At 62.9% G+C, this 14,236-nt stretch carries 16 protein-coding genes; 10 read left to right on the top strand and 6 right to left on the bottom strand.

Translation table 11 applies throughout. The features are described 5' to 3' along the window. Window positions 1-68: 68 nt before the first annotated feature. Complete coding sequence (locus tag C100_RS32805; RefSeq protein ID WP_024019263.1) at window positions 69-521, bottom strand: GatB/YqeY domain-containing protein; 453 nt, start codon at window positions 519-521, stop codon at window positions 69-71. 154 nt (window positions 522-675) lie between these two features. Between C100_RS32805 and carA the strand changes: the two genes are divergently transcribed. The 6 genes from carA (at window position 676) to C100_RS32780 (ending at window position 7,224) form a co-directional block, all read left to right on the top strand. Continuing rightward, entirely contained in the window at window positions 676-1,854 is a 1,179-nt protein-coding gene (carA, locus tag C100_RS32800) for a glutamine-hydrolyzing carbamoyl-phosphate synthase small subunit (RefSeq protein WP_031309059.1), read from the top strand. Next, complete coding sequence (locus C100_RS32795; RefSeq protein WP_024019261.1) at window positions 1,851-2,219, top strand: ribonuclease E inhibitor RraB; 369 nt, start codon at window positions 1,851-1,853, stop codon at window positions 2,217-2,219. Before carA ends, C100_RS32795 begins: the two co-directional genes overlap by 4 nt. Further along, window positions 2,216-2,668, top strand: coding sequence for a hypothetical protein (locus C100_RS0124385; protein ID WP_152536431.1), 453 nt, complete (start codon window positions 2,216-2,218; stop codon window positions 2,666-2,668). Before C100_RS32795 ends, C100_RS0124385 begins: the two co-directional genes overlap by 4 nt. Next, window positions 2,668-6,003: a carbamoyl-phosphate synthase large subunit gene (carB, locus tag C100_RS32790; protein WP_024019259.1), complete on the top strand. Its 3,336-nt coding sequence runs from the start codon at window positions 2,668-2,670 to the stop codon at window positions 6,001-6,003. Before C100_RS0124385 ends, carB begins: the two co-directional genes overlap by 1 nt. A gap of 80 nt (window positions 6,004-6,083) precedes the next feature. Beyond that, entirely contained in the window at window positions 6,084-6,560 is a 477-nt protein-coding gene (gene greA / locus C100_RS32785) for a transcription elongation factor GreA (RefSeq protein WP_024019258.1), read from the top strand. Window positions 6,561-6,564: 4 nt separating this feature from the next. Next, window positions 6,565-7,224, top strand: a complete 660-nt coding sequence (locus C100_RS32780; protein ID WP_024019257.1) for a rhomboid family intramembrane serine protease — start codon at window positions 6,565-6,567, stop codon at window positions 7,222-7,224. A gap of 100 nt (window positions 7,225-7,324) precedes the next feature. Here the strand turns inward: C100_RS32780 and C100_RS32775 are convergent, their stop codons facing one another. From C100_RS32775 to C100_RS32755, 5 genes are all read right to left on the bottom strand, one after another. Next, window positions 7,325-7,546 carry a DUF4170 domain-containing protein gene (locus tag C100_RS32775; protein WP_031309057.1) on the bottom strand — a complete coding sequence of 74 codons (222 nt, stop codon included), beginning with the start codon at window positions 7,544-7,546 and terminating at the stop codon, window positions 7,325-7,327. A gap of 96 nt (window positions 7,547-7,642) precedes the next feature. Continuing rightward, window positions 7,643-8,218: a DUF883 family protein gene (locus C100_RS32770; protein ID WP_024019255.1), complete on the bottom strand. Its 576-nt coding sequence runs from the start codon at window positions 8,216-8,218 to the stop codon at window positions 7,643-7,645. Further along, entirely contained in the window at window positions 8,218-8,535 is a 318-nt protein-coding gene (locus tag C100_RS32765; RefSeq protein ID WP_024019254.1) for a hypothetical protein, read from the bottom strand. The genes C100_RS32770 and C100_RS32765 overlap by 1 nt, the downstream gene beginning before the upstream one ends. Next, complete coding sequence (locus C100_RS32760) at window positions 8,532-8,921, bottom strand: hypothetical protein (RefSeq protein WP_024019253.1); 390 nt, start codon at window positions 8,919-8,921, stop codon at window positions 8,532-8,534. The genes C100_RS32765 and C100_RS32760 overlap by 4 nt, the downstream gene beginning before the upstream one ends. 115 nt (window positions 8,922-9,036) lie before the next feature. Continuing rightward, a complete protein-coding gene (locus C100_RS32755; RefSeq protein ID WP_024019252.1) occupies window positions 9,037-9,657 on the bottom strand; it encodes a hypothetical protein in 621 nt (206 codons plus the stop codon). 226 nt (window positions 9,658-9,883) lie between these two features. Between C100_RS32755 and eno the strand changes: the two genes are divergently transcribed. The 4 genes from eno (at window position 9,884) to C100_RS32735 (ending at window position 14,221) form a co-directional block, all read left to right on the top strand. Continuing rightward, window positions 9,884-11,158: a phosphopyruvate hydratase gene (gene eno / locus C100_RS32750; protein WP_031309056.1), complete on the top strand. Its 1,275-nt coding sequence runs from the start codon at window positions 9,884-9,886 to the stop codon at window positions 11,156-11,158. 92 nt (window positions 11,159-11,250) lie between these two features. Next, window positions 11,251-11,562, top strand: coding sequence for an FtsB family cell division protein (locus tag C100_RS32745; protein ID WP_024019250.1), 312 nt, complete (start codon window positions 11,251-11,253; stop codon window positions 11,560-11,562). A 221-nt stretch (window positions 11,563-11,783) separates the two neighbouring features. Beyond that, a complete protein-coding gene (gene pdhA, locus C100_RS32740) occupies window positions 11,784-12,854 on the top strand; it encodes a pyruvate dehydrogenase (acetyl-transferring) E1 component subunit alpha (protein WP_024019249.1) in 1,071 nt (356 codons plus the stop codon). Continuing rightward, entirely contained in the window at window positions 12,854-14,221 is a 1,368-nt protein-coding gene (locus C100_RS32735) for a pyruvate dehydrogenase complex E1 component subunit beta (protein WP_024019248.1), read from the top strand. The genes pdhA and C100_RS32735 overlap by 1 nt, the downstream gene beginning before the upstream one ends. Window positions 14,222-14,236: the final 15 nt, after the last annotated feature.

Below are 14,236 nucleotides of genomic sequence, written 5' to 3'. Positions count from 1 at the left end.
TCCATCTGTATCGAACATGCCCTCCCCTGACCCCTCCCGCAAGCGGAAGGGGAACTACTGACGCGCGCTTAGCTCAACGCCGCCTTCACCAGACCGCTCGCCTTGCTCATGTCGATCACGCTGCCGTGGCGTTCCTTGAGCACCGCCATAACCTTGCCCATGTCCTTGACGCTCTCCGCCCCGACCTCGGCCTTGATCCCCTCGATCGCGGCCTTCGTCTCTTCCTCGCTCATCTGCGCGGGTAGGAAGCTCTCGATCACGTCCAGTTCGGCCTGTTCCTTGGCGGCCAGTTCATCGCGCCCGCCGCTTGTGAACATGTCGATCGATTCGCGGCGCTGCTTGACCATCTTCTGGAGCACTTCGACCACGATGGCGTCGTCGTCCGGCACATTGCTGGCGGTGCGCAGTTCGATGTCGCGGTCCTTCAGCTTCGCCAGGATCAGCCGCACGGCAGCCAGCCTTTCCTTGTCGCCGGCCTTCATCGACTCGACCTGGGCGCTCTTGATGGTATCGCGAATCATGGCGAAGGAATCCTGTGTCTTTCGGAAAGAAGCAGATATAGCGGCAAAAGAGATTTTTAACAGACGTTGACCTTGCAGCGTTGCAGGCATAGGTGACCGGCCGTTTAACCCGCTTTTGACGGGTTCCCGAAAAAGCATGAAGGACGACAAGACCATGGCAGACGCCAAGACCCTCATTGTGCCCAAGGGAGCGACAGGGGTCGTGGTTTTCGCCGATGGCAGCGCGGTGTTCGGTCGCGGCTTTGGCCGGCAAGGCGATGCGGTGGGCGAGCTGTGCTTCAACACCTCCATCACCGGCTATCAGGAGATCATGACCGATCCGTCCTATGCCGGGCAGATCATCAACTTCACCTTTCCCCACATCGGCAATGTCGGCACCAACCTGGACGATGTGGAGGCCATGTCGCCGCACGCGCTGGGCTGCATCGTGCGGCAGGACGTCACCGCACCCAGCAATTTCCGCAATGTCGAACCGTTCGACCAGTGGATGCGCGAAAATGGCCGCATCGGCCTGGCCGGGGTCGACACGCGCGCGCTGACCCGCCTGATCCGGGTCAAGGGCGCGCCCAATGTCGTGATCGCCCATGATCCCGACGGGAAGTTCGACATCGAAGCGCTGGCGGCCAAGGCTGCCTCCTGGCCGGGGCTGGAGGGCATGGACCTCGCCATCGAAGTCACGGGCAAGGAAAGCCGCCTGTGGACGGACGGCATATGGAAGCTGGGCTTTGGCTATGGCCTTGATGAAGCCGGTGAAGAACGCCCCCATGTCGTCGCGATCGATTATGGCGCGAAGAATAATATCTTCCGCAACCTGGTGCAGGCCGGCGCGCGCGTCACCGTGCTGCCCGCGACCGCCAGCATCGACGATGTGATGGCGCAAAAGCCAGACGGCCTGTTCCTGTCCAATGGTCCGGGCGATCCCGCCGCGACCGGCGCATATGCCGTGCCGGTGATCCGGGCCGTACTGGCCGCCGATATTCCGGTGTTCGGCATCTGCCTTGGCCACCAGTTGCTGGGGTTGGCGGTCGGCGCCAGGACGATCAAGATGCATCAGGGCCATCGCGGCGCGAACCATCCGGTCAAGCGGCTGGACGACGGGCTGGTGGAAATCACCAGCATGAACCATGGTTTCGCGGTCGATGCCGACACGCTGCCCGCCAATGCCCGCACGACCCATATATCGCTGTTCGACGGCAGCAATTGCGGCATTGAACTAACGGATAAAAATGCCTTTTCGGTACAATATCACCCCGAAGCATCGCCGGGGCCGCAGGACAGCTTCTATCTGTTCAAGCGGTTCGTCGATGGCCTCAAAGGATCGGTCGCGGCATGAGCCAGAACCTGCCCCCGGTCGATGAAGCCCGCCTGGCCGCCGAGTGGGAAGCGGACAGGCAAGTCCTTGCCAATCTCGCCGCCAATGGCGACGTGGCGCGGATCGCGCGCCCCGTGGACGTCAGCTTCCGGGGCAGCGAGCAGGATTTCGAGCGCGTCCTCATCATCGCCAGCCAGTTCGGCTTTGTCGAACTGGACCGCGAGGAGGATGAGGATGGCGACCTGTTCCTGTTCCTGGAATGTGTGCAGCCGGTCGATGAACAGTCCATCCGGGCGCTGACCAGGAAGTGCCTCCAGATCGAGATGATGTGCGGCGTGGAATATGACGGCTGGGGCTGCGAGGCGCAGACGGGGGGCGTGCATTGAAGATTTATGCTTTTCCTTCCGCAAAGCTGAGCAACATTTGGGCAGCCGTTGGCGCTGGTAAATGGGCTGTCAGCAAGTCAGATCATGACTCAGTAAATAAGCGTCGGGAGACGCTGGCGCGAGAAATGCCCGTTGGCTCTTTCGGCATTTTATATCTGTCCGGCGAAGGGTTCACCGTCCCATTCGTTGTGACGTCAGAGCCTAATTATGTGGACGTTGAGTCTAAGGTCTGGCCTGAAGACTGGTATTTATCTTTTGCAATTAAACCCTTAGGTAATCCGTCGAAGATACTGAGCCGCGCGGACGCTCAGATTAAGCTCCCGTCCATTGCGCGGAAAAATCTCAAGAATGTCGATGCGCTCATTTTTACAAAGGGTGTGCAGACGTTTGTTTCCTCTGAAATTGCCGATGACGATTGGTCGGTCCTAATAAAAGAGCTTGCAGTCTAATGCCCAAACGCACCGACATCTCCTCCATCCTCATCATCGGCGCTGGCCCGATCATCATCGGCCAGGCGTGCGAGTTCGATTATTCGGGCACGCAGGCGGTGAAGGCGCTCAAGGAAGAGGGTTATCGCATCATCCTGGTTAATTCCAACCCGGCCACGATCATGACCGACCCGGAATTTGCCGACGCCACCTATGTCGAGCCGATCACGCCCGAAATCGTGGCGAAGATCATCGAGAAGGAGCGGCCGGACGCGGTGCTGCCGACGATGGGCGGGCAGACCGCGCTGAACACGGCGCTGGCGCTCTATAATGACGGCACGCTGGAGAAATATGGCGTCCAGATGATCGGCGCCGACGCCGAAGCCATCGACAAGGCCGAGGACCGGATCAAGTTCCGCGACGCGATGGACAAGATCGGCCTGGAATCGGCCCGTTCGCGCATCGCGCATACGATGGACGAGGCGATGGAGGCGCTGGAGTTTACCGGCTTGCCCGCGATCATCCGCCCCAGCTTCACCATGGGCGGCACGGGCGGCGGCATCGCCTATAATCGCGACGAGTTCATGAACATCGTGCGCGGTGGCCTCGACGCTTCGCCGACCACCGAAGTCCTGATCGAGGAATCGCTGCTCGGCTGGAAAGAATATGAGATGGAGGTCGTTCGGGACAGGAACGACAATGCCATCATCATCTGTTCGATCGAGAATATCGATCCGATGGGCGTCCATACCGGGGACAGCATCACCGTCGCGCCGGCGCTGACGCTGACCGACAAGGAATATCAGATCATGCGCAACGCATCCATTGCGGTGCTGCGTGAAATCGGTGTGGAAACAGGCGGTTCCAACGTGCAGTTCTCGGTCAATCCGAAGGATGGCCGCCTGATCGTGATCGAAATGAACCCGCGCGTGTCGCGCTCATCGGCGCTGGCGTCGAAGGCGACCGGCTTTCCCATCGCCAAGGTCGCGGCGAAGCTGGCGGTGGGCTATACGCTCGACGAGATCGAGAATGACATTACCGGCGCGACGCCGGCGTCTTTCGAACCGACCATCGACTATGTCGTGACCAAGATCCCGCGCTTCGCCTTTGAAAAGTTCAAGGGGGCGCAGCCGCTGCTCGGAACCGCTATGAAGTCCGTCGGCGAAGTCATGGCGATCGGGCGCAATATCCATGAATCGATGCAGAAGGCGCTGCGCGGTCTGGAAACCGGCCTGTGCGGTTTCAACGATGTCGATCATCTGGTCGGCGCGTCAAAGGATGACATCGTCGCTGCATTGGCCCAGCCGACGCCCGATCGTCTGCTGGTCGCCGCCCAGGCGCTGCGCGAGGGGCTGAGCGTGGCGGAAATCCATGCCGTTGCGAAATTCGACCCCTGGTTCCTGGAGCGGATCAAGGAAATCGTCGATGCCGAGGCGCAGGTGCTGGACAACGGCCTGCCGCAGGATGCGGAAGGGATGCGGCGCCTGAAATCCATGGGCTTTTCCGACAAGCGCCTCGCTTATCTGGCGCTCAGGTCCGTCAACCTGCGCGGCATGGAACGCGGCATCGCGCGCGGCTCCGGCCTGATCCATGACGCGGTGAAAGCGATGACCGGCGGCGTGACCGAGGATGAGGTGCGCAAGCTGCGCCACAAGCTGGGCGTGCGCCCGGTCTTCAAGCGCATCGACACCTGCGCCGCCGAGTTCGAGGCGAAGACGCCCTATATGTATTCCACCTATGAAGCGCCGATTTTTGGGCAGGCGGAAAATGAGGCGCAGCCGAGCGACCGCAAGAAGGTCGTCATTCTGGGCGGCGGGCCGAACCGGATCGGGCAGGGCATCGAGTTTGATTATTGCTGCGTCCATGCCTGCTTCGCGCTGGCCGATGTCGGCTATGAAACGATCATGGTCAACTGCAACCCGGAAACGGTGTCGACCGATTATGACACGTCCGACCGCCTCTATTTCGAGCCGCTGACGGCGGAGGATGTGCTGGAAATCCTGGCCGTCGAAATGTCGAACGGAACGCTGGCCGGCGTGATCGTCCAGTTTGGCGGCCAGACGCCGCTCAAGCTGGCGCAGGCGCTGGAGGATGCAGGCGTGCCGATCCTGGGCACCAGCCCCGACGCCATCGACCTGGCCGAGGATCGCGAGCGCTTCGCCGCGCTGATCGACAAGCTCAAGCTCAAGCAGCCCGCCAACGGCATCGCCCGCAGCCGGGAAGAGGCGATCGCGGTCGCCAGCCGCATCGGCTACCCCGTGTTGATGCGTCCGTCCTATGTGCTGGGCGGCCGGGCGATGGAAATCGTCGACGGCCAGGCGCAGCTGGAGGAATATATCGCCACCGCCGTTCAGGTGTCGGGCGACTCGCCGGTGCTGATCGACCAGTATCTGCGCGATGCGGTGGAGGTGGACGTGGACGCGCTGTGCGATGGCGACGATGTCGTGGTCGCGGGCGTGCTCCAGCATATCGAGGAAGCCGGCGTCCATTCGGGCGACAGTGCCTGTTCGCTGCCGCCCTACAGCCTGTCGGCCGAAGTGATCGCCGAGATTGAGCGCCAGACCGAGGTGCTGGCCCGCGCGCTGTCGGTCCGCGGCCTGATGAACATCCAGTTCGCGGTCAAGGACGGGGTCGTCTACCTGATCGAGGTGAACCCGCGCGCCAGCCGCACCGTGCCCTTCGTCGCCAAGGCGATCGGCACGCCCATCGCCAAGATCGCGGCGCGTGTGATGGCGGGCGAGAAGCTGAAAGACCTGCCCAGGATCGATCGCAATGCTTGTCGCCATATCGCGGTCAAGGAAGCCGTCTTCCCCTTCGCGCGCTTCCCCGGCGTCGATCCGGTGTTGTCGCCGGAAATGAAGAGCACTGGCGAAGTCATGGGAATCGATCGGGATTTTGCCACCGCCTTCGCCAAAGCGCAGCTCGGCGCGGGCACAGTCCTGCCGACGCGCGGCACGGTGTTCGTGTCGGTGAAGGACAGCGACAAACCGATCATCCTGCCGGCGGCGCGGAAGATGGCGACGATGGGCTTCACCATCATCGCGACCGGCGGCACGGCGAAATATCTGGAAGAGCAGGGCATCGCCGTCGCCCATGTGAACAAGGTGGCGGAAGGCCGGCCGCACATTGTCGATCGGATCACGGATGGGGACGTGGACCTGATTTTCAACACAACCGAGGGCTGGCAGTCGCTGAAGGACAGCAAGGCGATACGCACATCGGCGCTACGCGCGAAGATTGCGAGCTTCACCACGGCCGCCGCCAGCGTTGCCGCCGCGGATGCGATCGAGGCGCTGCAAAGCCGCGCTCTTGAAGTGCGCTCGCTCCAATCCTATTATCCCGGGTCGCACGCCTGATCCCCTGCACAAGGAATGACGCTGCGGGCGGTCCCATGCCGGGGCTGCCAAAGGGAAGTTTTGACGAAGGATTTGCAATAATGGCGACCGTCGAGAAGATGCCGATGCTGCAGATGGGCTATGACAAGCTCAATACGCAGCTCCGCGAGTTGAAGGCTGAACGCCCTTTGATCGTGGACGCCATCGAGGAAGCTCGCGCGCATGGCGACCTTTCGGAAAATGCCGAATATCATGCCGCCAAGGAACGGCAGGGCCAGGTGGAGGCCACGATCTCCGACCTGGAAGACAAGCTGTCGCGCGCGCAGGTCATCGATCCCAAGACCCTGTCGGGCAACAAGATCGTGTTCGGCGCGACCGTGACCTTGCAGGACGAGGACGAAAAGCCCGTCAAATATCAGATCGTCGGCCAGGCCGAAGCTGACGCCAAACAGGGCATGATCAGCTATTCAAGTCCGCTGGGCCGCGCGCTCATCGGCCGCGAGGTCGGCGACGAGGTCGAAGTGTCGGTCCCATCGGGCGACAAATTCTACCTAGTCGACAAGATCGAGTTCATCTGACGCCGTGCGTCTGCCAGCGGGCCGGACCACGAACGGGCTGGCGGCGATCAGCGTCGCCGTCTTCCTGTTGCTCGCCTTGGCGAACCGGGTGGATGACGCCGCCATCATCGCGGGCTTCATTCCGGCGCGGATAGGAGACCCGGCCCTGCTGGCCGGGATGGCCGCCGTGCCGGCCTGGCTGACGCCGCTCAGCTGCACGCTGATCCATGCGGGCTGGCTGCATATCGGCTTCAACATGTTGATGCTGGTTTTTTGCGGTCGGCAGGTGGAACATGTGCTGGGATGGGGCGGCACGCTCGTCCTGTACGGGGTGGGCGCCTACGCCGCCTGCCTGGCGCAATGGGCTGTGGACCCCGGATCGACCAATCCGATGGTGGGGGCAAGCGGCGCGATTTCGGCGATCATCGCCACCTATTCGCTGCTCTACAGCCAGCAGCAGGTGCGCAAAATGGGGCCATTGTCGGCCAATCTGGTCAGGGTGTTGTGGCTGGCCGCAGGCTGGATCGCCATTCAGTTGATGATCGGCGTGGCGACCTCCGGTGGCTTCGGGGAACTGGGGCAGATCGCGATCGCCGCGCATATCGGAGGTTTTCTGGCCGGCCTGATCCTGACGCGGCCATTGCTGCGCTGGCGATTCCGGAAAAAGCCGAAGGTCGTGAACTAATAGTGCGTCGGCATTGCATTAAATCGTCGTTGCGGGCGTAGCGCAGCAATCCACGAAGCTCCTCTGGATTGCTGCGCTACGCCCGCAATGACGGTTTTGATCAGGCGGCCGACAGTTCCGGCTCCAGCAGGCGGTGCAGGTGCACGATCACATAGCGCATTTCTGCGTCATCGACCGTGCGCTGGGCCGCGCCGCGCCAGGCCTTTTCAGCCGAAGCATAGTCAGGAAAGACGCCGACCAGATCGACCTTGTCCAGATCCTGAAATTCCAGCGTCTGCGGATCGGTAACGCGACCGCCCATCACCAGATGCATTTTGCTCATGGCGCTATTCATTCTCCCTTGGATGATCGCGGAGCCTTAGCATCGTCCCCGCGATCCGCCAAGAAGAGGACGCGATTGCGTTTCAGGCAATCGCGATTAGCTTTTGGGCAATCGCGCCTTAATCGCGTCGCTCAGCGCATCCACCCGAGCGGCGACCATCGCGGTCACATCGTCGGCCAGCTTCGATGCCCTGGCGGTCAGATCGGTGGAGGCGATCGTGTCCTTCGCGTCCGACGCGGCGTCTTCGGCCGCATGGAACGCATCACCGGCGCGCTGTTTCACGCTTTCGGCGCCCTCTGCGGCGGCCGCGCGGGCGGCGACCGCGGCTTCCATCATCCGGGTGCCGGTGGCGGCGGCGAGGCCGGGCAGGGCCTTCATCGCGCGGCGGCTCTTGGGGAACATCCAGGCGATCAGCGCGCCCGCGGCGACGGCGCCGGCGACGGCGACCACCGGATGATCCTGCACGATCTGGTTGGCGCGGGTGGCGGCGCGCTGCGTCTTGTCACGCGCATCGGCATAGGCTTCGCCCGCCTTGTCCCTGCCAGTCTGGATCAGGTCGCCGGCGCCCTCGCGCGCCTTGCCGGTGGTATCCTTGATGCGGTCGGTCGCCGTGGTTGCCGCATCATTGGCGGCTTCGCGGGCGCGAGTGATCTGGGCACGAATGTCAGCCATCATTCATTCTCCGAATTGTCGGTGTCGGTGTTCCTGAAACGAACGGATAGCCGGCCGAAAAGTGCCGCCAATGGCCGCCGCGCGAGAAAGATGCCAAAGGCGGCGAGCCCGGCGCCCACGGCGTAGGGGCGTTCCTGCGTCTTTGCGGCGGCATAGGCCGCGCCGTCCAGTACAGTCGCCGTCACCTTGTCCACCGCATCCTGTTTCAGGCGGGCGGGGGCGACGCGCGCCTTGGCGGCCTGCGCGCTGGCGATCATCCGGTCCCGCTGCGCCCGCGCGCGCGCGACGGCATCGCGATAGGCGGTTTTGTCGGTCATGACGCGATCGCCTTCTTCATGCGGGTGATACAGTTTTTTGCCAGCAGCAACAGAATGACGGCGACGAGCAGGCCGCCGCCGGCGACCGTGAACGTGGCCCCCATGGCGCCAAGGCTGGATTGCAGCGCCAGGACGAGGCCGACCAACAGGGCGACCAGCGTGGCAAAGACGAGCATCAAGGCGACGACGCCCAGGATCGCCGCATTGCGTACCGATGTAGCGATGATGCCGGCGCGCAGCTTCTGCTTTTCGGCCTCTGCGGCAGCATAGGCGCGCGCATCGGCATAGAAGCGCGCGAAGGCGTCACGGACCGTTTCGTCGCGCACGTCCTCGTCCGGCCCGTCGGCGAGCGGCGTGACCGCCGTTTCCGCTGGCTGTTCGATCAAAATAGCCCTCCACTGGGTGGGGAATAACCGGCCTGCGCAATCTGGTCAGGCCGGTCGTTCAGGCCTGAGCGTTCAGGCCCCGATGGTCGGGCCTGAACGCTCACGCCCAAACATGTCATGCTTTATCGTCAGACCCCTTGGCGAGGCGCATCAGCACATAGCCGACAACGGCAGCCGCGCCGATGGCGACGGCGGGGCTTTTGCGTACGAAGTCGCGGGCCTCATCCATCAACTGATCGACTTCCTTGCCTTCCAGTTTGTCGGCAGCCCCCGCGACCTGTTCGGCCGCTTGCCGCGCATAGTCGCCATATTGCGGGCCGAGCTTGGCATCGACCGTGCCCGCAGTGTCGGAAATCAGCTTGGCCAGGCTTTGCATGGCGGTGCCGGTCTTGTCCTTCGCCACGCCAGCGGCGGACTTTGCGGTCTTGCCGGCCTGATCCTTGATCGGGTCAATATGCGCCTTCCAATCGACCGCGTTGAGCTTGTCCGCCGCGGACTTGGCCGCCTTTTCAGCCTGGGCCTTGAGCGGCGCGATCTGCGCGGTCCAACCCTGGGCACTGGCGCCGTTACCGGCTGCTTTCTTCGTTTCCGCCTTGCGCGTCGCCGCTTTCTTGACTGGTGCGGTCTTGACCGGCGCCGGGGCGCCCACAGCCTTTGCGGGCTTGGCCTTCACCGGCTTGGCGGCGGCGGGCTTGCGGCCGCGCTTGACAGGCGGGGTTTCGGGGGTGTCGGCCATCGTCCTGATTCTCCCTTTCGATGCAGCGTTGCGGCAGGCGTTCCAGTCCTAATGCATGGTGGACGCCTACAGTTCCGTTGCCGTTACATTTTGAGCATCGGCATTTTTTCTGCCGGCGCAACCCCCTGCATTGCCATTGATACAGGTGCTGGCTAAGCGGAACGCGAAACCGGCGTCCGGCGAGGGCGCGGCCGATCATCAGCAGGCCAATCATCAGGGAGCGATCATGACCGCCATTCTCGACATTCACGCCCGCCAGATCCTCGACAGCCGGGGCAATCCGACCGTCGAAGTCGATGTCATGCTGGAAGATGGCAGCTTTGGCCGCGCCGCCGTGCCTTCGGGCGCATCGACCGGCGCTTATGAAGCGGTCGAGAAGCGCGATGGCGACAAGAGCAAATATATGGGCAAGGGCGTGCTGGCGGCTGTGGCGGCGGTCAATGACGAGATTGCCGAGCAGATCATCGGCATCGACGCCGAGGACCAGGCCGAAGTCGATGCCGCGATGATCGACCTGGACGGCACGGAGAACAAGTCGCGCCTGGGCGCCAACGCGATCCTGGGCGTGAGCCTGGCCACGGCGAAGGCCGCCGCCGACGCGCGCGGCCTGCCGCTCTATCGCTATGTCGGTGGGGTCAGCGCCCATGTCCTGCCCGTGCCGATGATGAACATCATCAATGGCGGCGAACATGCCGACAATCCGATCGACTTTCAGGAATTCATGATCATGCCGGTCGGGGCGGAGAGTCTGGCCGACGCGGTGCGCATTGGTTCGGAAATCTTCCACACCTTGAAGAAGGGCCTGCATGACAAGGGGCTGGCGACCGCGGTCGGCGACGAGGGTGGTTTCGCCCCCAATCTCGCCTCGACCCGCGACGCGCTCGATTTCATCATGCAGTCGGTGGAAAAGGCCGGCTACACGCCCGGCGACGATGTGGTGCTGGCGCTGGATTGCGCCGCGACCGAATTCTTCAAGAACGGCAACTATGAAATTTCGGGCGAGGGCCTGTCACTGTCGCCGGTCGAGATGGCCGATTATCTGGCCGCGCTGTGCGCCGACTATCCGATCAAGTCGATCGAGGACGGCATGAGCGAGGATGATTTCGAAGGCTGGAAGGCGCTGACCGACAAGATCGGCGCGAAGGTGCAACTGGTCGGCGACGATCTGTTCGTCACCAATCCGGCGCGGCTGTCGATGGGCATCGACAAGGGGCTTGCCAATTCGCTGCTGGTCAAGGTCAACCAGATCGGCACGCTGACCGAGACGCTGGCCGCCGTCGAGATGGCGCACCGCGCGCGTTACACCGCCGTCATGTCGCATCGTTCGGGCGAAACCGAGGACGCGACCATTGCCGACCTGGCCGTCGCGACCAATTGCGGTCAGATCAAGACCGGCTCGCTTGCCCGGTCGGACCGGCTCGCCAAATATAACCAGCTCATCCGTATCGAGGAAGAACTGGGCGATGTCGCCGTCTATGCGGGACGTTCGATCTTCCGCTGAAAAACAGGTCTTTTGAGGCCAAATTGATCGGCCGGTCGCAACTTGGCGATTTTTCGCTTGCGGCCGGCCTTTTGCTGTGATTCCAGTAGGCCATGGCGCATATCGCGAAACTTCGACTGTTGTTGGTATCGGCCTTTGGTCCGGCGATCGCGCTGCTGCTGCTGCTGTCCTTCGCGGGCTATGTGGTGCTGGGGTCGAACGGCGTCCTGGCGTGGGGCGACTATACGCGCCAGCTGCACCAGGCGAAGCTGGAGCTCAAGAAGACGCAGGCCGCGCGCGCGGAATTGCGCAACCGGGTCGAGGCGCTGGACCCGCGCCAGGTCGACCCGGATCTGGCGGACGAACTGATCCGTCGCCAGCTGGGCGTCATCCATCATGACGAAGTGATCGTGCCGCTGAACTGACCCGTGGCGCGGCGTCGGTCAGCCACGAAAAATCACGCTGCGGCAAGCATCGAGAAAGCCGCGCCCCGTCGCTGATCCGGCACGGCGCGTCGCGTGCCATCAGATTTCCGCCGCAGCTATTGTTTCTGCCCGGATTCCGTGGGGTCCGCCGTTGCAATTCTTGCATCTCTACCGCTATATCGGGCTTCCTTCCATCCTACCCACGCAAAAGGATAAGAGCCTTGGCGAAACCTACGACGCCGCGTGCTTCGAGTGCAAAGAAGGCCGACGCGCCCGCAGGCGCGGACCATAACCGGCCTCGCCCCGAAACCCCCACCGACTATAAGGCCAGCAAGGAAGAGTTGCTGGAATTCTACCGGCAGATGGTCCTCATCCGCCGTTTCGAGGAAAAGGCGGGTCAGCTCTATGGCCTGGGCCTGATCGGCGGTTTCTGCCACCTCTATATCGGCCAGGAAGCGGTTGCTGTCGGCATCCAGTCGGCGCTCAAGCCCGGCAAGGACAGCGTCATCACCGGCTATCGCGACCATGGCCACATGCTGGCCTATGGCATCGATCCCAAGCTCATCATGGCCGAATTGACCGGCCGCGAAGCCGGCATTTCGCGCGGCAAGGGTGGTTCGATGCACATGTTCAGCGTCGAGCATAAATTCTATGGCGGTCACGGCATCGTCGGCGCGCAGGTGTCGCTGGGCGCGGGCCTGGGTTTTGCCCACAAATATAATGATGATGGCGGCGTATGCGTCGCCTATTTCGGCGATGGCGCGGCCAATCAGGGCCAGGTCTACGAAAGCTTCAACATGGCCGAGCTGTGGAAGCTGCCGATCATCTTCGTGATCGAGAATAACCAGTACGCCATGGGCACCAGCGTCAACCGCGCCTCGTCGGAAGACCAGCTCTACCGCCGCGGCGAAAGCTTCCGCATTCCCGGTATCCAGGTCGATGGCATGGACGTGCTCGCCGTGCGCGGCGCGACCGAGGAAGCGCTCAAATGGGTGCAGGGCGGCAATGGCCCGATCCTGCTGGAAATGAAGACCTATCGCTATCGCGGCCACTCCATGTCCGACCCGGCCAAATACCGGTCGCGCGAGGAAGTGCAGTCGATGCGCGACAAGTCCGATCCGATCGAGGGCGTGAAGAAATATCTGACCGAGGCCGGCGTCAGCGAAGACGACATCAAGGCGATGGACCAGGAGATCCGCAAGATCGTCGCCGAGGCGGCCGACTTCGCGGAAACCTCGCCTGAGCCCGAAATGCATGAACTCTATACCGACGTCCTGGTGGAGCAATATTAATGGGTATCGCAATCAAGATGCCGGCGCTCTCGCCGACGATGGAAGAGGGCACGCTGGCCAAGTGGCTGGTGAAGGAAGGCGATGAGGTCAAGTCCGGCGACATTCTCGCCGAGATCGAGACCGACAAGGCGACGATGGAATTCGAAGCCGTCGACGAAGGCAAGATCGGCAAGATCATGATCTCCGAAGGCACCGAAGGCGTGAAGGTCGGCACCGTCATCGCCGAAATGGCGGGCGAGGGTGGCGAAGTCGCACCGACTCCGGCCCCGACCGCCAAGGCAGACGCGAAAGCGGAAGCGCCGACCAAGCCCGAAGGCGGCGCCGCCAAGCTCGCCGCCGAAGCCAAGCCGACCGTGCAGGATCCGGCGATCCCCGAAGGCACCGAGTTCGTCAAGACGACCGTCCGCGAAGCGTTGCGCGACGCCATGGCGGAGGAAATGCGCCGCGACGAGCGCGTCTTCGTGATGGGCGAGGAAGTCGCCGAATATCAGGGCGCCTACAAGGTGACCCAGGGCCTGCTCGATGAATTCGGCGCCAAGCGCGTGATCGACACGCCGATCACCGAATATGGTTTTGCCGGCATCGGCGCGGGCGCGGCCATGGGCGGCCTGCGTCCGGTCATCGAGTTCATGACGTTCAACTTCGCCATGCAGGCGATTGACCACATCATCAACTCGGCGGCCAAGACCAACTATATGTCCGGCGGCCAGATGCGCTGCCCGATCGTGTTCCGTGGTCCCAATGGCGCGGCGAGCCGCGTCGGCGCGCAGCACAGCCAGAATTACGGTCCCTGGTATGCCGCCGTCCCCGGCCTGATCGTCATCGCGCCCTATGATGCGGCCGACGCCAAGGGCCTGCTCAAGGCCGCGATCCGGTCCGAAGACCCGGTCGTATTCCTGGAAAATGAACTGGTCTATGGTCGTAGCTTCGACGTGCCCAAGCTGGACGATCATGTCCTGCCGATCGGCAAGGCGCGCATCATGAAGCCGGGCAAGGACGTGACCCTGGTGAGTTACTCGATCGGCGTTGGCCTGGCACTGGACGCGGCCGAGACGCTGGCGGGCGAGGGCATCGATGCCGAGGTGATCGACCTGCGCACGCTGCGCCCGCTCGACACTGCGACGGTGCTGGAAAGCCTGAAGAAGACCAACCGCATCGTGGTGGTCGAGGAAGGCTGGCCGACCTGCTCGATCGCGTCGGAAATCGCCGCCGTCGTGATGGAAAAGGGCTTCGACGATCTCGACGCCCCGGTCCTGCGCGTCACCAATGAGGATGTGCCGCTGCCCTATGCCGCGAACCTGGAAAAGGCGGCGCTGATCGACGCGGCCCGTGTGGTCGATGCGGCCAAGAAGGTCTGCTACAAATAAAGGCGAAAGGGCGGC

The organism is Sphingobium sp. C100 (assembly GCF_000508185.1).
Lineage (GTDB): Bacteria > Pseudomonadota > Alphaproteobacteria > Sphingomonadales > Sphingomonadaceae > Sphingobium.
This window is presented reverse-complemented; position numbering and strand designations above follow the sequence as displayed.

What these genes read in the sequence shown, in the direction of transcription:
- C100_RS32795 (WP_024019261.1), top strand. Translation starts at nt 1,851, where the DNA reads ATGAGCCAGAACCTGCCCCCGGTCGATGAAGCCCGCCTGGCCGCCGAG.
- C100_RS32745 (WP_024019250.1), top strand. Translation starts at nt 11,251, where the DNA reads ATGGCGCATATCGCGAAACTTCGACTGTTGTTGGTATCGGCCTTTGGT.
- C100_RS32805 (WP_024019263.1), bottom strand. Translation starts at nt 521, where the DNA reads ATGATTCGCGATACCATCAAGAGCGCCCAGGTCGAGTCGATGAAGGCC.
- carB (WP_024019259.1), top strand. Translation starts at nt 2,668, where the DNA reads ATGCCCAAACGCACCGACATCTCCTCCATCCTCATCATCGGCGCTGGC.
- C100_RS32755 (WP_024019252.1), bottom strand. Translation starts at nt 9,657, where the DNA reads ATGGCCGACACCCCCGAAACCCCGCCTGTCAAGCGCGGCCGCAAGCCC.
- C100_RS32765 (WP_024019254.1), bottom strand. Translation starts at nt 8,535, where the DNA reads ATGACCGACAAAACCGCCTATCGCGATGCCGTCGCGCGCGCGCGGGCG.
- eno (WP_031309056.1), top strand. Translation starts at nt 9,884, where the DNA reads ATGACCGCCATTCTCGACATTCACGCCCGCCAGATCCTCGACAGCCGG.
- C100_RS32735 (WP_024019248.1), top strand. Translation starts at nt 12,854, where the DNA reads ATGGGTATCGCAATCAAGATGCCGGCGCTCTCGCCGACGATGGAAGAG.
- C100_RS32775 (WP_031309057.1), bottom strand. Translation starts at nt 7,546, where the DNA reads ATGAGCAAAATGCATCTGGTGATGGGCGGTCGCGTTACCGATCCGCAG.
- carA (WP_031309059.1), top strand. Translation starts at nt 676, where the DNA reads ATGGCAGACGCCAAGACCCTCATTGTGCCCAAGGGAGCGACAGGGGTC.
- greA (WP_024019258.1), top strand. Translation starts at nt 6,084, where the DNA reads ATGGCGACCGTCGAGAAGATGCCGATGCTGCAGATGGGCTATGACAAG.
- C100_RS32770 (WP_024019255.1), bottom strand. Translation starts at nt 8,218, where the DNA reads ATGGCTGACATTCGTGCCCAGATCACTCGCGCCCGCGAAGCCGCCAAT.